The sequence below is a fragment of the Mycobacterium simulans genome, assembly GCF_900232995.1.
In the GTDB taxonomy this organism is placed as follows: Bacteria; Actinomycetota; Actinomycetes; order Mycobacteriales; family Mycobacteriaceae; genus Mycobacterium; species Mycobacterium simulans.
Genome location: NZ_OCVX01000025.1, coordinates 1 through 23,287 on the forward strand (window position 1 = coordinate 1; position 23,287 = coordinate 23,287).

General features: G+C 62.1%; 14 protein-coding genes and 3 pseudogenes. 7 read left to right on the top strand and 10 right to left on the bottom strand.

The genetic code is table 11. From position 1 onward, the window contains the following. From MSIMFI_RS26520 to MSIMFI_RS26535, 5 genes and pseudogenes are all read left to right on the top strand, one after another. A pseudogene (locus tag MSIMFI_RS26520) lies at positions 1-633 on the top strand (TfuA-like protein); the annotation flags it as partial. A 908-nt stretch (positions 634-1,541) separates the two neighbouring features. Then, a complete protein-coding gene (locus MSIMFI_RS29885) occupies positions 1,542-1,700 on the top strand; it encodes a class I SAM-dependent methyltransferase (protein ID WP_191499916.1) in 159 nt (52 codons plus the stop codon). A gap of 1,138 nt (positions 1,701-2,838) precedes the next feature. Continuing rightward, a complete protein-coding gene (locus MSIMFI_RS26530; RefSeq protein ID WP_224770466.1) occupies positions 2,839-4,866 on the top strand; it encodes an arylsulfatase in 2,028 nt (675 codons plus the stop codon). After that, complete coding sequence (locus tag MSIMFI_RS28750; protein ID WP_224770467.1) at positions 4,859-5,092, top strand: hypothetical protein; 234 nt, start codon at positions 4,859-4,861, stop codon at positions 5,090-5,092. The genes MSIMFI_RS26530 and MSIMFI_RS28750 overlap by 8 nt, the downstream gene beginning before the upstream one ends. An 87-nt stretch (positions 5,093-5,179) precedes the next feature. Next, positions 5,180-6,103 (top strand): class I SAM-dependent methyltransferase, encoded by a 924-nt coding sequence (locus MSIMFI_RS26535; RefSeq protein WP_186244900.1) that lies wholly within the window; start codon positions 5,180-5,182, stop codon positions 6,101-6,103. A gap of 242 nt (positions 6,104-6,345) precedes the next feature. Here the strand turns inward: MSIMFI_RS26535 and MSIMFI_RS26540 are convergent, their stop codons facing one another. From MSIMFI_RS26540 to MSIMFI_RS29890, 10 genes and pseudogenes are all read right to left on the bottom strand, one after another. Beyond that, positions 6,346-7,017, bottom strand: coding sequence for a class I SAM-dependent methyltransferase (locus MSIMFI_RS26540; protein ID WP_186244901.1), 672 nt, complete (start codon positions 7,015-7,017; stop codon positions 6,346-6,348). A 787-nt stretch (positions 7,018-7,804) separates the two neighbouring features. Then, complete coding sequence (locus tag MSIMFI_RS26545) at positions 7,805-11,005, bottom strand: MMPL/RND family transporter (RefSeq protein WP_191499910.1); 3,201 nt, start codon at positions 11,003-11,005, stop codon at positions 7,805-7,807. Next, the gene (locus MSIMFI_RS26550; protein WP_449870982.1) at positions 11,002-12,519 is read right to left on the bottom strand and encodes a DUF7159 family protein; all 1,518 of its coding nucleotides are present in this window, start codon (positions 12,517-12,519) and stop codon (positions 11,002-11,004) included. The genes MSIMFI_RS26545 and MSIMFI_RS26550 overlap by 4 nt, the downstream gene beginning before the upstream one ends. A 656-nt stretch (positions 12,520-13,175) precedes the next feature. Beyond that, complete coding sequence (locus MSIMFI_RS26555; protein WP_396820591.1) at positions 13,176-14,126, bottom strand: esterase family protein; 951 nt, start codon at positions 14,124-14,126, stop codon at positions 13,176-13,178. Between the two features lie 317 nt (positions 14,127-14,443). After that, complete coding sequence (locus tag MSIMFI_RS26560; protein ID WP_191499918.1) at positions 14,444-16,708, bottom strand: MMPL family transporter; 2,265 nt, start codon at positions 16,706-16,708, stop codon at positions 14,444-14,446. 26 nt (positions 16,709-16,734) lie between these two features. After that, positions 16,735-18,297, bottom strand: coding sequence for an HAD-IB family hydrolase (locus tag MSIMFI_RS26565; RefSeq protein WP_191499912.1), 1,563 nt, complete (start codon positions 18,295-18,297; stop codon positions 16,735-16,737). Then, a complete protein-coding gene (locus MSIMFI_RS26570) occupies positions 18,297-19,985 on the bottom strand; it encodes an FAD-binding oxidoreductase (protein ID WP_191499913.1) in 1,689 nt (562 codons plus the stop codon). Before MSIMFI_RS26570 ends, MSIMFI_RS26565 begins: the two co-directional genes overlap by 1 nt. Positions 19,986-19,993: 8 nt before the next feature. Then, a complete protein-coding gene (locus MSIMFI_RS26575) occupies positions 19,994-20,725 on the bottom strand; it encodes a lysophospholipid acyltransferase family protein (protein WP_224770468.1) in 732 nt (243 codons plus the stop codon). Continuing rightward, the gene (locus tag MSIMFI_RS26580) at positions 20,725-21,537 is read right to left on the bottom strand and encodes an SDR family NAD(P)-dependent oxidoreductase (protein ID WP_191499914.1); all 813 of its coding nucleotides are present in this window, start codon (positions 21,535-21,537) and stop codon (positions 20,725-20,727) included. The genes MSIMFI_RS26575 and MSIMFI_RS26580 overlap by 1 nt, the downstream gene beginning before the upstream one ends. 389 nt (positions 21,538-21,926) lie before the next feature. Beyond that, positions 21,927-22,021: pseudogene (locus MSIMFI_RS29890) on the bottom strand (hypothetical protein); the annotation flags it as partial. Positions 22,022-22,146: 125 nt separating this feature from the next. On the opposite strand from MSIMFI_RS29890, the pseudogene MSIMFI_RS29895 reads away from it, so the two are divergent. Together MSIMFI_RS29895 and MSIMFI_RS26585 are read left to right on the top strand one after the other, a co-directional pair. Further along, positions 22,147-22,213, top strand: a pseudogene (locus tag MSIMFI_RS29895) (wax ester/triacylglycerol synthase domain-containing protein); the annotation flags it as partial. A 776-nt stretch (positions 22,214-22,989) separates the two neighbouring features. Next, positions 22,990-23,287, top strand: a 298-nt coding sequence (locus tag MSIMFI_RS26585) for a ThiF family adenylyltransferase (protein ID WP_191499915.1), incomplete at its 3' end; no start/stop codon positions are given.

The window sequence follows — 23,287 nt, forward strand, 5'->3', positions numbered from 1 at the left end:
ACCGACCACTGGGCCTACGTACCCGCACTGGAGCAAGTCGCCGCCTGGTACTGGACCCTGACACACCCCGACCAACCCGGCAGCGTTCGACAACGAGCAGCCAAGGCCGCCAACAGCATCCCCGCCGACAGCTACCAACGCGCACTGGAAACAGTGGCGTACCAATACACACTGGCCACCGGCATCATCGACGAATCCGGTTTCTCCGAGCAGGCCACAGCCCACTGGCTCACCGCCGAGGAGAACCAAACTCTACGCACCGACCTAATCGGTATCGCCGCCCGAATAACTACCCGCACACTGTTTTTCACCCGATCACTGCCGGCTATCGAGCACTTCCTCGATCTACTACGACACGACACCCGGCTGCCCCAATGGCGGGACTTGACCGCTCGCGCGCTGGCCAAGCGCGACGAACTAGCCCGCCAGAAGCCACACCTGAACCTGCACAGACCCGACCCGAATCAACTCGGAATACTCTTCGCCCAACACTGGGGCACCCCAATAGATCACATCGAACTCGCGCGACGCGGCCTCATGACCAACGACTCCTTCTACACCGCCGCCACCCCGTTCGCCGTCGCCGCCGTCAACAACCAACTACCCCGCATCACAGTCGGCGCCTTAGGCTGAATATTGCCCAACGTCGTTGCGACACAAACAATATGCCAACAGTCGCGGGAATGGATTTATCGCCAGTTGCAAACCCGTGAAATCGTGCGCATATTGCGGGCCCCATGAAGTCGAACGCCGGGTATGTAAGCGGCATGCGCGAGCACCGGGAGTAAGCAGTGACACTCACCTAACGGCTACCGGGTGGCACCGCCCCAATCCCGTTGTCCTCGGATATACCTCAGGCTTGTCGCGCTGCAAGCTAGTTCGCCGAGCAAGGTGGAAATCGGACGTGATCGAGAAGCGCCGCAGGACATCGTCGATACGTTCAGCAAGCTTGGGACCTTCGCGCGTTATGCGCTCGAGTTCCCGCACTCCGACGATTCGCCGGAGCTCGCCGTTTCGGTGCGTACGAGCACGCAACACCGACAGCGCGTAAGGTCAAATCATTTGACATGGTATCCGACAACCTCTGTCAGAAGTCTGGCGTTAAGCAGGACCTTTTCATACCGACCACTAGCGCGGGAAGAGCTTCAAGAAGGCTTTCGCCATCGATAAATTTCTTTTCATTGATGACAAGTATCGGGTATTGATCCGGTGTTGCGGCACAAGCGGTTTCACGGTTATCGTGGCGGTACGACGTTCGCTGGGTCATCTCCACCACCATTCGTTTCCACGACTCATTTTCTTCGCCCACTGCTATTGGCGGAAGGAGGTGATCACATGTCCCACGAACTCTTGTTCACGGAAAACCGGGCCGCCATCGAGGCGGCTGCTGGGTTCTTCAACGCAGACGGCGTCGAGTGACTGGCGACGCTACCGGGCGGCATAACAGCCGGCGGGTGACACAACGGCCGGCAGGGATCTCGGTGCCCCCAGAGTGTTCGAGACCCCTGCCGGCCATCCGCCCCCCCCAGTTGTGAAATCCGCTGAAACCTTCTGCAAGCAAGGAACATCCAGTCGATCAGCCACAGGTCATCGAGTTCAAGACGTGGACCCTGGCTGAACTCGGCGTCGCGCCGATCGTCGACCGGCGGCTCATCAGCGTCGACCTGCGTGATGGCCGGCTAGATGCGTTGTGCCAGTGATGGTTTGGCTTGGTTCAACGGCGACCTGGATCGCCGATGGCTGCTCGTTTACTTGCCACCGAACGCCTAGGATCAACTGTTCGACATCATCACCACGCTTAACGCCGCGGGCAGCCAGGTCGCCACCGAGCATTTCCCCGACTACCCGGGCCCTGCTGAATGTGCACGGCAGGTCTCGGTGCGCCTGAGTCGCCTGGGCCTCGACGTCAATCTGTCTGAGTCCATCGATAAATTTCGTTTCATTGATGACAAGAATCGGATATTGATCTGGTGTTGCAGCCCAAGCGGTTTCACGGTTATCGTGGCCGTACTACGTTCGCTGGGTCATCCTACCGCCATTCGCTTCTACGGCTCATTTTCTTCGCCCACTGCTATTTGCGGGTCGCGAGATAGCCCGCCCCTACATTCCCATATTGGAGTGACGGAAGGAGGTGATCACATGCCACACGAACTCTTGTTCACCGAGAACCAGGACCCCATCGGGATGGTTGCTGTGTTCTTTAACGCAGACGGCGTCGAGTGACTGGCGACGCTGCCGGGTGACACAACAGCCGGCGGGGATCTCACCTCCCCCACCTGTTCGAGACCCCCGCGGGCCATCCACCAGCCAGATGCGAAATCCGCTGCAAGCAAAGGAAGGAGGTGATCACATGTCCCACGAACGCTTGTTCACCGAGAACCATGACCCCATCGGGATGGTTGCTGTGTTCTTCAACGCAGACGGCGTCGAGTGACTGGCGACGCTGCCGGGCGGCACAACAGCCGGCGGGTGACACATCAGCCGGCAGGGATCTCGGCGCCCTCAGGGTGTTCGAGACCCCTGCCGGCCATCCACCCGTCAGGTGTGACATGCGCTGAAATCCTCTGCAAACAAGCAACATCCATCCGTGTCGGAAGTGTGTGGGCTTGTCGCTGGTGAGCTCGTGGGCCCGATGACTGGTTTACTGGCCCACACGCATATTAGGCCATGCGGACCCAACGACAAGTGCATCGGCGCGCAGCCATCAGATCATCTCAGCCGCCCGACCCGGCTGGCCTACTACCCGCACCGGAACCCGTCGGTACCGCCCTGATGGCTGACCCGACCTAGCTTGATGACCTCGTTACGTCACGACAGGTCGGCTGCGGTTTGGCCCCGATGGATGGTTCGAACTGGAAGGAGTTGGTGATGGGCATGCGGGCACCGGTGAATGCGCCCAACGTGGTGATGATCGTGCTGGATGATTTAGGTTTTGCGCAGTTCGGCTGCTTCGGCTCGGATATCTGCACACCGGTCATCGACCGGCTCGCGGCAGGCGGGGTGCGCTACAACCGATTTCATGTGACCGCATTGTGTTCCCCGACGCGCGCGGCGTTGTTGACCGGCCGTAACCATCATGCGGTCGGCATGGGGTTTCTCGCCGATCTGCCTATGTCGCTGCCCGGTTACAGTGCACGGATCCCGGCGTCCGTCGCCACACTGCCTGGATTGTTGCGCGACGCCGGGTGGAACACTTTCGCGGTCGGAAAGTGGCATCTGGTACCACGCGGCGAGCGCAGTAGCGCCGGGCCGTTCAACCGGTGGCCGTTGGGGCTAGGCTTTGAGCGCTTCTATGGGTTTTTGCGTGGCAGCGCTAATCATTGGGCGCCCGAACTAGTTCGAGACAATTCTTATGTCGACCCGCCTGCGGGCCCAGATGACGGCTATCACTTGACCGAAGACCTTGCCGATGAGGCGATCCGGATGGTGGTCAACCAACAGCAATCGGCACCGGGAAAGCCGTTTTTCCTCTACTTCGCCACCGGGGCGATGCACGCGCCGCATCACGTGCGGCCGTCGTGGGCTGATACCTACCGTGGCCAGTTCGATCTGGGATGGCAGCGCTGGCGCGACGAGGTGTTCGCGCGTCAGCTGGCTAGCGGCGTCGTTCCGGCCGGTACGATGTTGACCGAACGGCCGCCATGGATTCCCGCCTGGGATGAGCTGACCGCCGACCAGCGCCGCTTGTATGCGCGTATGCACGAGGTTTATGCGGGTTTTCTCACCCACACCGACGCTCAGATCGGTCGACTGATCAACACCTTGGAACACCTGGGTGTTCTCGACAACACGTTGATCTTCGTGCTGTCAGACAACGGGGCCAGCGCCGAGGGTGGAGTGAGCGGCACCATCAACGAGCACCGCTTCTCCCACCGCGTACCAGACGACCTCGCCGACAATCTGGCGCGACTCGACCAGTGGGGCGGGCCGCGCACCTACCCGCACTACGCGTGGGGGTGGGCCTGGGCCGGCAACAGCCCGTTTCGGCTGTGGAAACGCTACACCTGGCTCGGCGGCACCCGAGTCCCATTGATCGTGCACTGGCCCAACAGAATCGGCGATGCCGGGGCGATCCGAGGTCAGTTCGCCCACGCGATCGATCTACTTCCCACAGTGCTGGACGCCTGCGGACTGTCGCTATCCGAAAATGGCACCGAACCCTGGCAGGGTGTACAGGGAGCCAGCATGGCGGCAACTTTTACTGACCCCGCGGCCCCCGATGCCCGCTCGACCCAATATTTCGAAATGCTGGGGTCGCGCTCCATCGTGGCCGACGGCTGGAAAGCCACCACCGACCACGTCTGCGCCGGAATCGTCGACGAGGAGCAATTGCTCAGCGGCAGTCGCGATTTCGACGCCGACCATTGGTCGCTTTTTCGCCTGGACGACGACTTTTCCGAAGCCCACGACCTCGCCGACGCTCACCCGGAGGTGCTGCATCGCCTCCAACAGCAATGGCTGGTCGAAGCTGAACGCAACAACGTGCTGCCGATAGCTGACTCGCTGCTGGCTCGACTTTCGACGATCACCCCCCTGGATTACCCACCCGGCGGCAGCGTCGTTTTGTACCCTCAAGCCGGAGCGGTGTCCGACGAGGCGTTACCCAGCCTTTTCGGGGGTGGTCGTATCCTCGCCGAGATCGACGTCCCAACCAATGATGCCAACGGAGTGTTGTTCGCGCTGGGCGACTGTAATGGCGGCCTAGCCGCCTACGTCGTGGACGCCACACTCAAACATCACCCTCGCCCTGCCGGGCGCGTCCCTCACCGTCACCGCCGACCAACAACTCCCACCCGGACGCCACGAAGCCGGCTGCCTACTGCGCCCCAACCACGGCGGGGGTCTCACCGTCGATGCCATGATTGATTCAACCGTTGTCGGCACCGGGTCCAGCCACCACAACCTGCCCATCGTCTGGCAGCACTCAGGCACCTCGATCACCCTCGGCCACGACCGCGGATTGGCAGTATGCGACCGCTACCACCCACCCTTCACCTGGACCGGAAACCTACACCGAGTCCACATCCACGCCGACCAACACACACCACACCCGTCAGCCCAGGACGCCACCATTGCGCTGCACACGGAATGACTTCCGCCCAATGGACTTCCGCCCAATAGAGGACTTGTTTGATGTGAATGCCACCCTCTGCACCACCCCAAGACAGGAGCGATCTGAATGACTATCGAATCGGCGAGATCTGAAGGAGATACGTGGGACCCGGCTTCCAGCGTGGGAGCGACGGCCACCATGGTCGCGGCCTTCCGGGCGATGGCCTCACAGGGACCCGACGCGTTGCTGAACGACCCGCTGGCCGATCCGCTGGTGCGCGCGGTGGGCCTGGAACGGTTCGTCCGCCTCATCGACGGCGAGATCACAATCGAGGACGACCCGCTTTTGCGCCGCGAGGCGATGAACGAGCAGATCGCCGTTCGCACCAGGTTCTATGACGACTTCTTCACGGGGCCTTTTGGGGCCACCGACGCCGGCATCCGCCAGGCCGTGATACTGGCCTCCGGCCTGGATACCAGGGCCTACCGGTTGCGCTGGCCCGAGGACATGGTGGTCTACGAGATCGATCAGCCACAGGTCATCGAGTTCAAGACGCGGACGCTGGCCGAACTCGGCGCCGCCCCAACTGCCAACCGGCGGCCCATCGGCGTCGATCTGCGTGATGACTGGCCGGACGCGTTGCGCCAACACGGTTTTGACGTCAACCAACCAACGGCGTGGATTGCCGAGGGCCTGCTGATCTATCTATCGCATGACGCCCAGGATCGATTGTTCGACAGCATCACCGCGCTCAGCACACCAGGCAGTCGGGTTGCCACCGAGCATTTCCCAGACCCCGTGCGAACGTGGGGTGAGCACCCAGAGGGACTCTCGGCGCGCTTGAATCGCCTGGGAGTGGATCTCAACATATCTGAGTTGATCTACCCCGATGAACGCCGCACCGTCATCGAATACCTCACCACGCACGGCTGGCAGGTTACGGCACGCACCATCAAGGAACTGTACGCGCACAACGGGTTCGAGTATCCCGACGACGAGATGACGACCGCCGTCGGCGAAATGAGCTACGTCGCCGCAACGCTTGGCTAAGGTTTGGCTAGGTTTGTCTCATGCCACGTGTTCACGCGACAGCTGGGGTCTGGCGTTCCAGCGCGGGCGGGCGTGCGGCGATGGTTGCGGCCGCAACGCGGCACACCGTCCTCATCGACCTGCGAGCCGACTTGAACGGCTGCCGCCGTCAATGCTCAGCTTGTGAATACGAATCGGATCCGTAAACGTCCTGAAGACCCATTGGCCAGCAGGCGAGCCTGATCTCCACGATCGATGCTGGGTCATGGTCGAAGGTGACTTACCTCAAGCCATTCCGCCGATTCAACATCACTGGTGTCCAATTTCAAGCCCAGACGGTCGAGTTCGTCCCTGAGCTCGTCGCCCGTTACGCGCTGGAAGCGGGTCGGCTGTCTCCATATCTGACCGTCGCACTCAACAGTGACCTCACCATCGACAATTCCGTCGCGAGCGGTGTGGATGGTTCTCGTGAACGCCCGCGGGCCCTCAACTCGTCGGTAAGTCCGGCCTGGCAGATATGAATCGAACCACAGTGGCGGTCTCCATTGGATGATGGCCTTGCCTGTCGGTTTGAGGTGATGCGCCACCGTGGTCAATACGCCCCTTCGAAGGTCAATCCCTGGGTAGTTGATCAGGTTGGTCGCCAGCAGTACACCGTCATACTGCTCAGGTAGCCGCAGTTCCTCGATGCGGGCGCATATCGTTCGGGCGCCGCGAACCTCGGCGAGTAGGTCTGCGCAGTCGTCCACGGCGGTAACCTGATAGCCGTGTTCGACCAAGCGGTTGGCGATGCGGCCCACACCCGCCCCGAGGTCAAGCAGCGAAGAGTTCGGTTTGAGCAAGTCCCGGATCACCTCGACCTCACCCGTCGCGGGCAGCCGACGCAAAATCTCGAGCACACTGCCGTCGTTTGCCAGCAGTCTGGCTTCGGCCATCACATCGTCATTTGGGCACGACATTTTCCCTCCCGCGGAATTCTCCAGATCTATTGACGGACCACACAATCCGCACCTGCCCCGGGTCTACCTCAGCGCCGCATCTGGCGCCGGCAGGGACTACCCACATCACCCTGAGGTGCCCACCGGTAATGGTCAAAGAACCAACCCTCGGTGCTCTACACCGCCATACACGACCCGATTACCTTCCCTCGCATCACGCTTCGCCCGGGTACGCCGACAAAGCGCACCGGCATTTCCGATGCCGGCGAAGACAGGCATTCGGCGCTAATCCCCGCCGGCATCGCTACCAACCACCGCTGGCTAAAAGCCGCAACTCACGCTGCGGCGTCTTCAACGACGAAATCGAAAATTCCGCAACTGGTCTCATCCTCACGGAACAGAAGCTCATGGGACATGTGATCACCTCCCTCCGTTACTCCGATGCATTGACGAGATTCTCCAGGCACCAACCAGGGCGCCAGTCAGTATCGTGTAGTCCAGCAACGCAACCGTCCAATAGCCAATCGCTAACGCCTGATCAGCGCTATCTATCGATCCACACCACCAAACCGGAACCTAGCGGCAACGGAGGTACACCTCACACTTGAACTGACGTGAACCCGGGCTTCGAGGGTGAAGTCTGGGCGCGAAAACCCGCCGGATCCCACCCTGTTAACACATTGAAAGCCCCGAGATCACACTCGATCTCGATGCGACCCCAGCTGCAGGTCAAGGCTCAATGCCAGCACCTGAACCCGCACAGTGACAAAGTCAGGTCACTACGTCAACGGATGGGCCAACGCGACCACCGACTGTATGCCGGTCGGATGTCCTGTGGCAGCACCAAGTCTCCGCTATATAGCGCGGCCGAGATAGCCTGGCGCCAAGCACGTTTGCGCCGAGATGCGGCTACTGCCCCAGACGGCCACCAATTGGCATTCCGAATCAAGGCGGCGAGCGCCGGAACGGTCACTGTCCGCACCACGAAGGTGTCCAGCACCAAGCCGACCCCGATGACGAATCCGATCTGAACCAGGGCCCCAATCCAGCTGAACAATAGGCTAAACATCGACGCAGCGAAAATGATGCCCGCAGAGGTGATTACCGCTCCTGTCGAAGTCACGGCGCGAATGACACCAGAACGGATTCCGCGCCGAGATTCGCCGCGGATGCGCGAAATCAGCAACAGGTTGTAATCGGCGCCCACCGCAACCAGCACAATGAAGGTCGTGCTCGGCACAGTCCACGAGAGATCTTGGTGTAAGAGTGACTGGAAGACGATGACTCCGATCCCGAGCGCAGAAACATACGACAGGATCGCCGACCCGACCAGGTAAAGCGGCGCGACCACCGCGCGCACAAGCAGCATCAGGATCGCCAGTGTGACAACGATTGTCATGATGCCGATGTATCGCATGTCACTGTAGTAATAGTCACGCATATCGCGATTGGCCACAGGGATGCCGGCAAGCGATATCGTCGCATCCGACAGCGAGGTGTTCGGTTGCGCGCTGCGAGCGGCAAGCTGTATTGCGTCCACCTGATCCATCGCTGCGGTGCTAAACGGGTTCAGACTCGATTGCACCAAGTAGCGAACAGCGTGGCCGTCCTGCGACACCATCATCGCGGCAACCTTCTTGAAATCGGGCGACTCCAACGCTTGTGGTGGGAGGAAGAAGCCAGCCATCGACGGTTGTGCGGCATAGGTTTTGATCAGGGACAGAATCGTTGCTGCCTGCCCGAGACCGGCGTCGAGCTGCCTGGTCTGGTCGACCAGGGCCTGAACTCCGGCGGCCAGTTGCTGGGAACCCTGCGCCAGACCGTTGGCGCCCATACTCAAGGTATCCAGTTTCTGCCGAAGCGCCGACGTGCCCTGGATGCCTAACGACCGCAACGCACTAATGGCGGCGTTTACAAATCGCTGTAGGTTGCGCACGGCCCCGTCGAGAATGCTGTCATCTTGGATCGCTTGTAAGCTATGGCCGAGTTCGTTGAGCGCATCGAACGCACCGTTGTCGCGCGCCATGACCAGGCGCTGTAGCTGCGCCCTGGTGGTAGCACAGGACACATTGACGGCGCACACCGGACTGGCGTTGAGGGCATCCACCACGGGCACCACCACATCGAAGAAGTCCTGCTGCCCCGCCAGGCTCACGCCCATGATGTCGCCTATCGAGCGCAGACTTTTGGCAAGCGACGCAGCGTTGTCGATGAGCCCAAGTGCTTTCTCGTTATCGGATTGTGGCGCAAGGTCGGCGGTCGCATCCAAGAGAACCTTCGCTAGCCCGACTGCTTGGTCAAGCGTGGCGCGGATGTTCACGATGGTGTCCGCGAGGACGCGGGAGCCTTGGGCCAGCGAGTTGAGCAGGCCGTCGCCGTTGGCGACGGAGGATGCCGCGGCAGATAGCTGCGCACCCACCTGGCCAGCTTGATTGGAAACCTTAGCCTGTTCGAGGGGCTGCCCAGTGGGCCGGGTGAGGCCGCGGACCCCAGTGACATCGCGCACCTGGCTAACCCGCTGGGCCATCAACTCCAGGTCTGCAAGCGACTGCGCTGTCCGTAGGTCATGGGGCGACCGGACGAGAAGGTATTGCGGAGTTGTGGAATTCGCTGGAAAGTGTTGATCAATCGTGGTGTATCCGCGATTACTCTCCGACGCGGCCGGCAGCATTGTCCGGTCGTCGTAATCCAAGCGCATGAAAGTCACGCAGGCAGCCAAGCACGCCAGGACAACTAAACTCACCATCAAATGGCCAACGGGGCGCCGCACGATGTTGACCGCCGAGCGGCGCCAAAACCGAGCAGTGCGGTCTCGCCTCGGCGCCACCCAACCGCGCCTTCCTACCAAGCTGAGAAGGGCCGGCAGCAGCGTGACTGCTGTCAGTAATGCGATCGCCACGGTTATCGCTAGAGCCGGGCCGATCGTCGAAAACACACCGAGGCGGGCGAACGTCATACCCAGGAATGTGATGCCCACGGTCGCCGACGACGCGGCGAGCACCTTTCCCGCGCTGGCCAGTGCCCGGCGCACCGCGTCGTCCGACGACAATCCGCACCGCAGGCCTTCGTGGTAGCGGCTGATGAGGAACACAGAGTAGTCGGTGCCCGCACCGACGATCATGGCGGTCATGAGCACGATCGTCTGGCTCGACACCGCCAGTCCAAGTTCGGCCAAGCCCGCAACGATTTGTTGCGCCACCACAGTTGAGACGATGACTGTGGCCATTGGCAGTAACACAGTCACCGGATTTCTATAAACAATCAGCAGGATCGTCAGAACCAGTGCTGCGGTTATGATTTCGATCACGTGCGAGTCGACGTCGCCGACACTCGCCATTTCGCTAGCAGTCTCTGCGGCACCCGTGAACGTGACGGTCAACGTGGTGTTGGCCAGGGCGGCTTTGGCGGCCGATACGACCTGCTTGTAGGCATCGTCGGCTTGCGGTGTGCCCGGATCACCCGTGAGGCTGACCGGAACAATCCAAGCCTTGTTGTCGGCACTGCTCATCAGGTTCTGCAAGTCCGGTGTCGTCACGAAGTCCTGCACCGCAACGACATTGCGTTTGTCGGAGCGCAGCGTGTCGACAAGCCGCCGGAAAGTTTCCTGGTCACTAGGGGTCAGGCCGTGGTCGTCGGTCAGCACCAGCAGCAGGGTGTTCTGCGATCCCGATTCGTCAAACGCCTTGCTCATCGCCTGCATGGCCAGCATCGACGGCGCGGCCGACGGCAGCGGCGCTAGTGGCTTGCTGTCGGCCATCTCCTTGGGCGAGGGAAGCGTGAGTGACAACGCCGCCGCCACAATGATCCAGAAGCCGATGATCATCCACGGCCGGCGTACCGCGAAATCCCCCAGCCAGCCACACAGGCGATGCTTGTATTCACCAGTCGCTACCGCGTGGGGCCGAACATGTGGGTCGTTGGGCGGCGAAATGCCTTGGTTACCTTGTGTGTCGTCGTCGACGGTCCGACCACAGACTGCCGTCACGATTGAGGCGTCATAATCTGCGGTTGGAGCTGTTGGATGCCCGACGAATTCGGCAATAGTAGGAGGCTCAGGTCGGGAATCGGCACCCTCGCAGGGTCTGGAATCGCCACCTCGAACGGTTGGTGCAGCACGGTTACCGACGAATCTGGGGCGATCCCGGCATCCAAAGACGGCCCCAGTAGTTGCGGACGGCTCGGAGCCGTTCCGGCGTTCGGGTTCGCGGTTAGGGTGTTGACGAAACTCGCTAGGAGTGCGAACACATCGGGTACTGCTGGTGTTTCGGCCGTGGGTGATGTTGCGGTTGGCTGGGTGGGCGACACCGAGGGTGCCGGCGCAGCACCGGCCAAGGCTACCGGAGGCACTGACGGCCGAGGGTTCTGAAGCGTTCCGTTTAGGCTCGACTTAGTCAACGGTTGCGCCGTTGGCGCCGCCGGCTGGTCCGCCGCGATCGGGCCGTCCGGCTGTCTGATCGGAGGTGACGGGCTGACAGCTCGCTCGGCCGCTGAAGCGGTCGGCGAGGATATGCTCGCCGACCTATCGGTGAATGTCAATGTAACCGCTACGGCAAAGGTCGCGGCGGCCCCTATCAGTACTGCGGTGAGGACGTTCGCCGACGTAACCGCCCGCCGGTTGTGCAGCACCGACAGCGCCGGTGTCGCAACGCTTTCGGGCGTAGGCTCCAACACAGGCAATCGCGCGGAACGGGGGACGAACAGCAATGGCGCCGAATGCTCGTCATCCCATACCGGCTCGTCATCCCAGATAGGCTCTGCGCCGCCCTGGAGCTTTGTCTCCTTGATGCGCTCGCCGGCCGGCGAAACTATTGCGAGCGCCGGACGCTTCGACGCAATGGCAGCACCACGCGCTAGGGCCAATTCAGCCTCGGGGGCCGCCATAACCGGAAGCCGAGTTACGTCATCGAATTGCGCGGCGATCCAGTCGAAATCTCCCCCGGCCCTGGCCACAAACAAGGCATCGGGCACATCAGTCAAATGCGAGAACATTGAACCTACTAGGCTCTGCGGCGCCTCGCCGGGCATGAACTGGCCACGATATATCTGACTGATCACATGCGAGATAGCACCGCGACTATTGGTGACAGTGGTAGCGATCGCAGAATCCGACTCCACGATGAACACCGCCGTCTTGAGTCGGCCGAACTGCTCCGCGAGTCTGCAGGCAAATGCCTCCGCCGCGTCGAGCATCGGCACCGGCACTACGTTGCGAATCCCGAGGCTCTGCAACGCTTCCAAGACCAGCCACGCTTCGGTATCCAACTCCTCAGTCCAGGTGATCCCCACCCTCACCAGCGTGTGCCTTCGCGCTGCAGCCATCGCCTGCGTGCCAAGAACGGCGGCGACCACGTGCTCAGAGGTGCTCGGCGTCGACACCCCGCCCGCTCGGCTCGGTGCAAACTCGTCGTGATCCAGCGTTACGCCGCATCCATCCGCGCCGTGTGCCACCAGCAAGCTGACCGCATTCGCTGACATCGCCAGACCTAATGTGAGATCCACCAAAGAGCTTCGAACCTCCCCAATGTCTAAGTTCTAACCAGGTCTGGGCGGCTGTCGTGGGGTTGGCATCCCCTGGCCCAACAAGCGTGTGGGCCGATGTAACCAGTCCAAAGCCGACCGCGCGCAGTGCCGAATCCGACCACCCCATGCGTCAGCCCAGAACGATCGTGCAAGCAACGCCAGCCATCCGATGTTCATTCGTTAAGGCGACGCGAAGAATTGTTACCTCTCAAACGTCCCCTCGTTTCTCACCCATCTTGCGATGAGTGACTTGCCGACGTGGTCGCCATGCCTCAAACCCGGACAGCATTGACATCGTTGGTGATGCCGGAACGTTCGTGGAGCCCGGCCAGCCATCGCACGCCCACAACCACCCTGCCCACGGGAACGCCAGCAGTCCAATAACAATTCGCGAACAGTCAACAACAAGGAACTATCACGCGAGATCACCGCCACCGCGGTGGTTGAAGGGTGTCGCACACGGATTGCCGAACGGAGCATTGTCAAGCAATTTTACAGTCGCTGCGCCTATCAATGGCCGGCCAATCGATGCTGAGTTGTCCGTTACGACATTGCACCCCAATAGGTTTGGTGGCCTTGTGCTGACATTCGATGCAATGCCGGCCTCTCCTCTAATCATGCTTCCGGTGACGGGTTTACCCAGCGGGCGCGGCGACCAGAACACGGCGTAGGTCGGGCAGCATTGCCTGTAGCTGCGCGCCCCAGTAGCTCCACATGTGGAGACCATCGGAAGGGAACTGAAACACTGCGTTGTTACCGCCGGCAGCCTGGTATGCGGCCTTGAAATCCTGATTGGAATGCAACGTCACACCTTCGAGAGCCTGCGCCCCGACCAGTGCACTGCCCTGAGCGGCAGTGAGGTCTGATGGATTGCCGGTACCGCAGTACACCCAAATTCGGGTGTTGTTAGCGACGAGCCGCGCGGCTTGTCGAGTCGGATCGTTGCGCTGCCAAGCCGGATCGGTTGGGGGGCCCCACATACTGGTCGCATCGTATCCGCCTGCAGAGTTCATTGCCACATCTACTAGAACCGGCCACAAACCAGCGGACAGGTTCAGGTATCCCGATAACGAGCCGGCGTAGACAAAGCGGTCTGGGTGGTAGGCGGCCAGGATAAGTGCCGCGCCACCTGACATCGAAACTCCCACGACCGCGTTTGCGCCGGTGCGGATTTCCTTATTGGTTGATAGCCAGTCAGGCAGCTCCGAGGTGAGGAAGGTCTCCCACTTGTATGTGTAGCCTTTGCCGTCGGCAGGTTGGTACCAGTCCGTGTAGAAACTCGATTCCCCGCCGACTGGCATCAGCACGGAGATTCCGGAACCGTTGAACCATGAGAAGGCGCCGGTGTTGATATCCCAGCCGTTTCGATCGTCTTGTGCTCGCATACCGTCCAACAGAAATACCGCCGCCGGACCGCCGCCCTGAAATTGCACCCTGATGTCTCGCCCCATCGATGGCGATGGCACATCGAGATACTCGATCGCCTCGGCTTTCGCGGTGAGCTCACCGACAATCGGTTGAATGAGCGTCGACGCGAGTATCGCTGCTGTTGCGCCGACTGCTAGCCGCGTCCCTGCGGACCACACGTTATGGACGTTATGGATTGAAATCAATGTGGATATCTCCCTTATATAGTGTTGTGCCGCACAGTGATTCGCGATCGTAGTCGACCAAACCCCAGGTGCCCGGCACCATGCTACATGGCTCACATGGGCCCGCCGGCACGGCAAGACTACCCGGAAGACGCCCAGTACACAGCCCGGAAACTGGACGCGATTATGTTCTTCTGCAACGAGATTCGTCTTCACAAGGAATACGCACGCAATATTTGACCTTCATCAGCGTGCGGGTTCCGGTGGTGGCATAGGGTCTGGGCCTGCGCTCGTGGGCCCGAACCGCGGGACTATCCGAGGTCCGCCAGCTTCTCATCCGAGCGGTCGTCCTCGTACAGGCCGTCCGACTCGGCTATACCGAACCGTGCGTGCACGCGCGCCAAAGACGCCGGCGCCCACCAACTAAGTCGCCCGAGGATATGCATGGCTGCCGGCAAAAGCAGCATGCGCACCAGTGTCGCGTCCACTAGGACCGCCAGCGTGAGCCCGGTGCCGAACATCCGCATGAAAGATACCTGGGCACTCGTCAGCGCCACGAACGACACCGCCATCACCACCGCAGCGGCGGTGATGACTCGGCCGGTGCGAGCCAGGCCCAGCGCGACTGCTTCGTCACTGTCGGTGCGGCCGAGCCGTGGGGTTTTCAGCCAGAATTCTCGAATCCGCGATATCAAGAAGACCTCATAGTCGATCGACAGCCCGAACGCGACGCAGAACAACAGCACCGGGATGCTTGCCATCAGCGTGCCGGTCGCTGTTGTTCCAAGTCCGCCGAAGTGTCCGTCCTGGAAAAGCCAGACCAGAGCCCCGAACGCGGCACTCAGCGAAAGCACGTTCAACACAAGTGCTTTCACCGGAATGACGACACTGCCGGTAAGCAGGAATAACAGCACAAACGTGACAGCGCCAATCACCGTCAGCACGATGGGCAATCGGGAGGTAATCGCCGCGGAACTGTCCCGGTTAATCTGCGCCATGCCGGTCATGACAATGTCTCGGCCATCCGGAGTGGCAACCGCATGCAGCAGGTCCAACTGCTGCTCAGACGCCGCCGAGTACAGCGGCGCACTAGTACTGACCGTCAGCAGAGCACTTCCGGCGTTCAAACCCGCTGGCGCCGAAGGCGGTCCGACTCGCGCACCCTGGCGGTACGTCCCGGTAGGCCCGGACACTGCGGTGACATCGGGCACTCGTGATAGGTCGGCCGCGTAGCGATCGAGGACCGTCAGTGACACCCCGCAGGCGTTGGGAACCACTACAGACACATCGGTCAATGCATCTATGGCGAATCCCGACCGCAGCTCATCGCCAACTTGGCGTGCAGATACCGTCTGGGGCAGCACACGGTCGTCAGTGAAGCCCCACTTGACGCCCAGAAACGGCGCACCAAGCAGAAGCAGCACGGCGGTGACGGCGACAGCAATCGGAATCGATCGCCGCTGCACGAACTTCGCGCCCCGATACCACATCGTTTCCTGGATCGAACGTGCCGACGGCTCGGCTCGGCTCGGCGATCCGCGGAGACGGGAGCCGACATCGCGCGGGTCGATCCGACCGCCGAGTAGGACGATCACCGCAGGTGTCACGATCAACGAGGCAGCAGCCGCCAGGGCGACCACCGCGATGCCTGCGTATGCGAACGACTTGAGGAAGTACATCGGAAACAACACCATCGCCGCCATCGACAGGGCTATCGTCGTCGCCGAGAACAGCACAGTGCGGCCAGCCGTCAGCATGGTGCGCATCATCGCCTCTTCTCGTGCGGCGCCGCCGGCTAGTTCGTCTCGGAACCGGCTAATGATCAGCAGCGTGTAGTCGATGGCCAACGCCATCCCCAGCGCGATGACCAAGTTCAGCGCGAAGACCGAGACATCGGTGAAGAAGGTGATCAGCCGCAAGATGGCCAGTGAACCCACGATGGAGAAAGCAGCCACGAACAACGGCAATGCGGCCGCCAGCATTCCGCCAAACACCCACACGAGGACCACGAAAGTGAGTGGAAACGCTATGGTCTCCATGCGAACCAGGTCTCTCTCGCTCTGCTGATTGGCCTGCAGGTAGCTCATCACCTCGCCGCCAGCGTGTACGGTCACCCCGTCGCGATCCCGCAACAGGGGTTCCAACGCCTTCGCGTGCTGTTGGGCACCACTCTCCCCACCGGTGATGCCCGCCACGATGATTCCCGTTTTGCCGTCTTTGCTCGTATAGTCAGGCGCCGCCGGCGGCGGGACGGTCCATGCCGAGGACACTCCTGTCACATACGGCAGCCGGGTCAATTCGGTGACAAGGTCCGATCCGACGGCGCGTGCGCGGCTACTGTAGACGCCGTCCTCGGCGGTCACCGTGACGATCAGCTGCATGTCCCCCTGACCGAACTTCTTTGACAGAAGTTGTGACGCCGCCCAGGACTCGGAGGTCGGATCTTGGAAGCCACCAGCGGGCAGAGTCTTGATGACTGGGACACCGAAAACCGCCGCACCAACCATGACCAACAAAACCACCGCGACCACGCGGCGAGGCGCAGTGAGGGCAGCTCGCGTAACTCGGCCCACCAGGCCGCCCGACTTGCCCAACCCGGTCGTCATCGCGACTCCTTCCCGGCAGAAAGGCGAGCCGGTCGCTTCAGGATGCGAGCGGTCGAAGATTGCGCGGAGATTCCACAGCAACATTCGGCGCGCCCACAACGGCAGGTGATTAGGTTGACGCGTCCGTGGCTCTTGGTGATCTCGTGATCGGGTGGCCCTGGCGGACCGGACCAGCTGTCGAGGGTGTCGATGAACCTTTGGCGCACCGCGGCGACTTCGGCGGCTAGCTGCGCTTCGGTCCGGCCGTCCACTGAAACTGGTTCCAGGACGGCAATATCGACGGTACCGGGGTGCAGCACAAACTCACCCGGCGGTGTGATCGTGTCAGCGTTGCGAATAACCACCGGTACCACCGGCATACCCCACTTCCGGGCCAGCCGAAAGGGATAGGTGTCGAATGCACCAATCGCGGCGGAGTTACCGATCGCGCCCTCGGCCGCCGCGACAATGGGTCGGTGACCGACATCGGCTGGGTCAAAGGTGCATTCAGGCAGACGCAGCAGCTTTCGCATAGTCGACGTCACGGCGTCGGCGGACAGACTAGGCGATAACGCCGCCCACTCGCTCCGCAGCAGCGCCCCCATGATGGCAGCGTCGGCGGCGCTTCGGTGGTTGATCAGATACACCGCCCTACGGCTCCGATACATGTTCGCCATCCCGGTGACCCTGAGCCCAACCCGGGCGACCTTGAGCTGCCTGGTCGGCCAGTACGAGGCGAACAGCTCGTAGCCGCACTGGCGGTTCAGCCTCAACAGGGCGGCCACTGCGGCCACTGCGGCAAGCGGCAGAGCCGCCAGCGTTCCCACGAGGGTGCGCGCGCGTGCCACCGGCAGGTTTCCGCTGCGGCTAGTGAACCGAAGTATCGGCCAATGGTTTTCGTCTGCCACCCGGGCGAGCCGCTTGGCCGGGTTGGTGGGCCTGGGATTGCCCACCGCCACCATGAGCGGAATTTCCTCGTCGCCGTCGGCATAGAAGTAGCTACGCGCGAGATCGACACCATGGCCGTCGGCGAAAGCCACGACCGCGTCGGCCTTGGTCTTGCCACGCAGGATGGGTTTGCGGACCTCTCCGGTCAGGAATCCGGACTCATCGATCTCGAACCGGTTGCACAGCAGGTTCTCAATCCCAAGCGCTCGCGCTGCCGGTGCGAGCTGCACATGAAGCGCCGCCGTACTCAGCGTCACGACATGACCGCGGTCGAGGTGCGCCGCCACCAATTCCTTCATCTCCGGGTAGATCCGGGCCGCAATGTTCTCGGTGTACAGGCGCTCGCCGATCTCGGCCAGTTCGTCGGCGTGGCGGCCCCGCAGCGTTAGCGACCCGCGGCGGATGAACTCTGCGAAGTCGAACCGGCCCAGTGCGTAGTTGATCGCGACCCAAACCGTGGTGAGCAGCTCGGCGATCCCCATCTCGCCGCGCCGCAGTCGATCCAACGGCAACACCGCACCGGTGAAGCCCGCTGCCAGGGTGCCGTCAAAATCGAAGAACGCCCCAATCGTCGGCCCGCCCGGCGCGGACCTGATGTCGGCGATCGCCTGATCCAGTGGCCGGATTTTCATCACCATTCCCGACCCGCCGGAATCAGCGTGCCGGGGTTGAGATTACGGCGTGGATCGACACCCCTCAGCAGGGCCACCATCATGTCCGTGCCCGCCTCGGACAAGTCTTCCGGCAGCCATGGCGCGTGGTCGGTGCCGACGCCATGGTGGTGCGACAGCGTGCCTCCGGCGTCGATGAAGGCTTGCTGGATCGCACTTTTCACGATCCAGTAGCGGGTCAGTTGCGCACCTAGGCCTCCGCCTTCCAACCGAAGTACGAAAGTGAAGTACAAACAGGCACCACTGTGATAGCTGTGCGACAGATGGCACATGATGAATCCCGAGTCTCCGACCGCGCGGAAGGCGTTCTGGGCGGCAGCCACGACCGAGCTGTGCATCTCCTTGAGCTTCGACCACGGCGCCGCGGTCTCCGAAACATCGCCCATGGCACCGATGTCCAGCATGAAGTCCCGGATGTAGGGCGTGTCGAACTTCTTCTGGTCGTAGAGTTCACCGGGGCCGCGCCCCAGCGTGATACCTCCGTGGTTCTTGACGATCTTGCCCACAATCGCCTTGTCCGCCTTCACTCGGGCATCAGTGCCCTCGAAACCAATAAAGGACAAACACACAGCTTCCAGATCCCAGCCGCGAAGGCGCAGCAGAGCGAACAATGCACGCCGGCCCAGCTGAGCCAATCCCCTGCCCCCCTTCTGGGTGGCGAACGAGAAGGCCGACTCGTTGGCATCCGACACCCGGGTCACGCTGGGGTGTGCGTCGCTTGCAGCGATCGCCTGCATCGCGTCCAAACCGGCGCTCCACGACGGGAACAGATAAGCGATGATGTCCCGATTGGGCGGCAGCCGATGTACATTCACCCACGCCTCGGTGATGACGCCGAGCCGGCCTTCGGAGCCAATGATCATCTCGCGCACCGATGGGCCGGTCGAGGTGGAGGGCAACGGCCGCAACGCGACTACCTTGTGCGGCTGGACAATCCGCATCCCACGGGCGATGTCGGCGATATCGCCGTACTTGTCGGATTGCATCCCCGAGGAGCGGGTCGCGATCCATCCGCCCAGGGTGGAATGACGGAAGCTGTCGGGCTGATGACCCATCGTCCAGTTGCGCGCATTGAGCTGCTGCTCCAGATCCGGGCCAAGAGCCCCGGCCTGAATCCTCGCCAAGCCCGCGGCCTCATCGATCTCCAGAACCCTGTTCATCCGCCCCAGATCCAGCGATACGATTACGCGCTGCTCGTGGGACTGCGGCGTGAGCGAACCGGTGATGTTGGACCCGCCCCCGAACGGAATCACCACCGCGTCGGACTCGGCCACCGCGTCGACCACCGCGCGCACCTCCTGCTCGTTGGCCGGATAGACAACCACGTCCGGCACCCGCGGAAGATCTCCGGCGCGGATGCGAAGCAGATCCACCAGACCCTTGCCGTAGGTGTGCACCACGCGATCCCGATCATCGACCACGACGTGATCTCCACCGACTGCCACGGTCAGCTCCAACGCCAGGTTGTCATCCATCCGCGACGCCGGCACAACCAGATCATCGAAGTCCGGGATGGGACTGCGGGGGACATTGAGGTCCAGTCCTATCCGACGCAGGGCGAACGGAGCCAGATTGGGTTTGTCGCTGTGATCGAAGGCGATGCCCTCTTCACCCCAGCCCCACCACTTTTGGTGCGTCACATCAATCATCGGTCCTCCTAAGACTTTTCGGCACTGACGAGATCGAGACGATCGGTCGAACCGGGCCGCACAGCGGGGCAGGTCCGCATGGCGTTGACGGCCGCCATGATCCGGGCGTTGAAAGCCGTTGCGTCCTCGGTGGACAAGGGAACCAACGGCCTCCCGATGGTCATGTGTACGGCGGGTCGGCCGGCAACGGGCCAGGACCGCCCCACCGGCATTGCCTCGCCGGTGCCCTTTAGCGCGACAGGCACACACGGAACATTGGCGTCCACGCAAAGCGCCGCGACCCCGGGGCGGAACACAGCCATGGTGCCGTTACGCGACCGCGTTCCTTCGGGATAGATGAGCAGCGGCACGCCCCGCGCGAGATGACGCGCCGACATACCCTTCTCGGGTCGGCTGGCACCCGAGCAGCGGTGAATGGGATAAGTGTTGAACGCGAGCGACGTCGCCAGCCTGGTAAGCCAATTGGTGTAGAAGTGGTCCGCCGCGGCGCCCACGGCCAGCTGCCGGACCACGCGGTAGGGCATCCGCGACACGATCACCGCCGTGTCGAGGTGGCTGGCGTGATTGGCCACCACGACGAACGGCGGCCGAAGGTCGGCGACATTCTCGCGACCCTCGACGGTCGTGCGGGTTTTGACCGCCAACAGGGTTCGCAACACGATACGTTGGAGGACGAACCGGATCACCCGTCGCCTGCGCGACATGCAGCGGCGCAGATGCGGCGATTGTTTGGCTGACATTACCGACCCCCACGGATGGCGGCGGCAACACGGCGCACGAGTGGACGCGGCGCATGCTCGGCGAGACACGTTAGGGCGACATAGAGTTTCGACGGGACGGAACGCGATCGACCGCGGGCGACATCACGCAGACAATCCCGGGCCACCCGGTCAGCGTCGAGCCACAGTACGCCGGGAATTGACTCGGTGCGGATCCCGGCGCGCTGATGGAACTCGGTGCGGACCCATCCCGGCATCAGCGTGGTCACATGAACCCCGCTGCCCGCCAGTTCCAAGGCCAGTGATTCCGAATAGGTTGCGACCCAAGACTTGATCGCCGAGTACGCCCCCATCGGGATCAGCCCGGCCACCGAGGCCACGTTGACGATCACACCGTGTCCTCGGGCTTTCATCGACCGGCCGGCCGCCCCGCCAAGGATGAGTACCGCGCGGATCATCAGTGCGTGCGCACTGTCGATGGTGCTGGTGTCCTGCTCGAGGAGCGAAACGTGTAGGCCGTGTCCGGCACAATTGATGAAGGTCTCGATCGGTGCGGCAGGGTCTTCGAATCGCCGGGTCACGGCGGCCAAGCCGTCCTGGTCCGCCAGGTCGGCAGCCAGGATCTCGACATCGACACCGAAGTCATTGCGCAATTCGACGGCGGTGGCGGCAAGACGGTCTTCGTTGCGAGCGACTAGAACCAGGTCACATCTCTTGGCCCCCAGGGCACGAGCGAATGCCAAGCCGATACCCGACGTCGCTCCCGTGATCAGGGCACGCCCATGGAAAGGGTCGGCGGGAAGCGCCAACTCGGGCCATACCAGCGTGGCCATCACAGACTCACCTGCGTGTTACGCAGAGCCCGAACTAGCCGGTCTCCCAGACGAATAGCGGGAGCTAACCTACGCCGAACGTCCGGCATGTCGTCCCTCCTTCCAGGTTGACGATTTGCACGAGTGAAGCAAGGCCCCAGATTCTTGTCAAAACATGAGACCGCGTCCACTGTTTTGACAAACAGATGGCATATGTCAATACGGTTAAGAGCCCGCTCTCCCATGACGCATGGACCTCGACCGCGGCGACGCTGATGACACCGATAGCCAAAACCAGTGGGCACGTGACTATTTCGACGATCTGACGAACCGCCGCGGCGCCATCAACGCGTGACGGTACGACAACTGGAGTGTGCCGTCGCAACTCTCGTGGGCTCGGGCGCTGGCGCTTCCCGAATACCCGCCGCGCGGAGCAGGCCGGCCGGGTCACCGCCGAGTTCGGCGCCAGGCTCGGGTAGTTCGACAGCGACGTTCCGCGCACCACGAAAGTGCCGATGACCCGAGCAGCTGACCGGGCTGTTGCCAAGGACAAAACTCCGGGCCGCATCCCGCAAACACCCAGCGACATCGATGTCCGAATCGCTTGTGCAGCAGGGCTTTACAACGCATTCCCGCGTGCACATCAGCCTGCTTGATCGCCACCCCCCCGATGTGGGAACTGCACGTCGTGGAGGGCTAAACGGCGGCCGGGCTCGCCATCTTCATCAAGGTTCGCCACGCCTTGATCGACTTGGGCGGCGAACCTGATGCAGCACACGCAGACGGCCGACCCGAGGATCGCTGGCCCGATAGCTTCCGCTTATGAAGTGGTAACGAATGAATATTAGACGGCCGGCGTTGCCCACCGGCAACGTTCTGGCTGGCACCTAACAGGTTTCGCCGCTGCAGCAAAATGACGGAAGGAGGTGATGGTTCCGACAACTTGATCGCATGAGCACACCGTGCTCTGCGGGACTATCCCGGTGGGGGTCTCGTTCCTCCTTACCCCATCCTCAGTCGAGGCCCCCGCCGACCCCGTCGACTAGTTTCTGGAATTCCGCTTCCCCGACCAATTCCGAGATCTGTTATTCACGGCGACAACGGATCTCGCGTCTGCCTGACCCACGAACCTATGCAGCTTCGCCGCACCGCCCCACTCAAAGCAACCACCACTCAAGCGGTGCGTCGGCAGTTCACCGGCCGGACACCGGCGGGGCAGGCCACAACCGGAGTGCGGCTCACCAAGACCCAAGTCCAAGGAAGATTTCAGTGCTGATCCGCCCGGGTCGCAATTCAAGTACCGCTGGCTGGCCAAATTCCGTTGGGTGGTGCGGTTTTCCGGCACGGGGCGCCGCATTCTTGTTGGCGTCACAGCTGCGCCCTGTCGCTCCCAAACCGGGCGTCCAGCAGCTTGCACCGTCCAGCATCTTGCACTTTGATACACCAGATCGAGATCGTTCTAAGGAGATATCGGTGTCGACATCCCAGACATCACTGCCGCCACTAGTTGAGCCCGCTGCTGAGCTGAGCCGCGACGAGGTGGCCCGCTACAGCCGCCATCTCATCATTCCCGACCTGGGCGTCGACGGGCAGAAGAGGCTCAAGAACGCGCGTGTGCTCGTGATTGGCGCGGGAGGGCTTGGGTCACCGGCGTTGCTGTACCTGGCGGCCGCCGGCGTCGGGACCATCGGCATCGTCGACTTCGACGTCGTCGACGAGTCCAATCTGCAGCGTCAGATCATCCATGGCGTGGCTGACGTCGGCCGCTCCA